The organism is Bacillus sp. P4_D3 (assembly GCF_056401855.1).
Map to the genome: position 1 here is coordinate 1 of NZ_JBFUIN010001122.1, position 794 is coordinate 794.

The following is a 794-nucleotide window of genomic DNA, read 5'->3' on the forward strand; positions in this document are numbered from 1 at the left end:
GTAGTGTATTTATTTTTCAAAAAAAGCATTCGGAATTCTAAACTAATGAACCAGTTTCAAAAATTACATACGCCAGCTACAGTAAGGAACTGGCGGACTGTGAATAAGCTGAAAGCAATAGCAGAAGAGATGTAAATAAAAAAGTGGTTTTCTATTTACAGAAAACCACTTTTTTTATTTATATTGTTTGGCGACAATGAGTTCAACGATAGGGAAAATAAGAAAGGAAGAACAGAGTGCAATAAATAGTGGAAGGTTTTTTACACCATCCAAATTGGAACCCATAGAAAATCCTTCTGAGCAGAGTAATATAAGGAACATAACAACTACAAGCACAAAATACGCGATTTTAAAGCTTTTATATGTAATTTGTTGTCCCAGTTCATCTTGACTTTTTTTTGATACTCCGTTTGGATCTCCCCATGTAATATGATTTATTAAATTACTAAGTATTAAAGAAGCAGCGAAAATTGTCCCGCCCAAAATCGAGCCTTCAGTTGCATATTTGTATGCGCCATGTCCGAGTATCGCGATTAACGATAAAACAATGATTACAAAAATAATCTTTTTAGTATTCAATATATAATTGCACCTCCACCGTTGTAAAAAACTCTTTACATCCATAGTATAAAATTGGAAAAGTTTTATGTCAAATGTTTTTTACATATGAAGTGAGTGTTTATAATATTTTATTTTGGGGATAAATAAAAAATTACATTACATTTGAATGTAAAAGAATGGGCTCGCATATATTTGGAAGGGATGTCAGATTAATTTAGGGGGTAGTTATGTCT

At 31.6% G+C, this 794-nt stretch carries 1 protein-coding gene and 1 pseudogene; one reads left to right on the forward strand and one right to left on the reverse strand.

From position 1 onward, the window contains the following. Nucleotides 1-135 (forward strand): annotated as a pseudogene (locus AC1DTM_RS29725) (DUF1697 domain-containing protein); the annotation flags it as partial. 39 nt (nucleotides 136-174) lie between these two features. On the opposite strand, the gene AC1DTM_RS29730 reads toward AC1DTM_RS29725, so the two are convergent. Further along, nucleotides 175-579, reverse strand: coding sequence for a hypothetical protein (locus AC1DTM_RS29730; RefSeq protein ID WP_016105039.1), 405 nt, complete (start codon nucleotides 577-579; stop codon nucleotides 175-177). Between the last annotated feature and the right edge of the window lie 215 nt (nucleotides 580-794).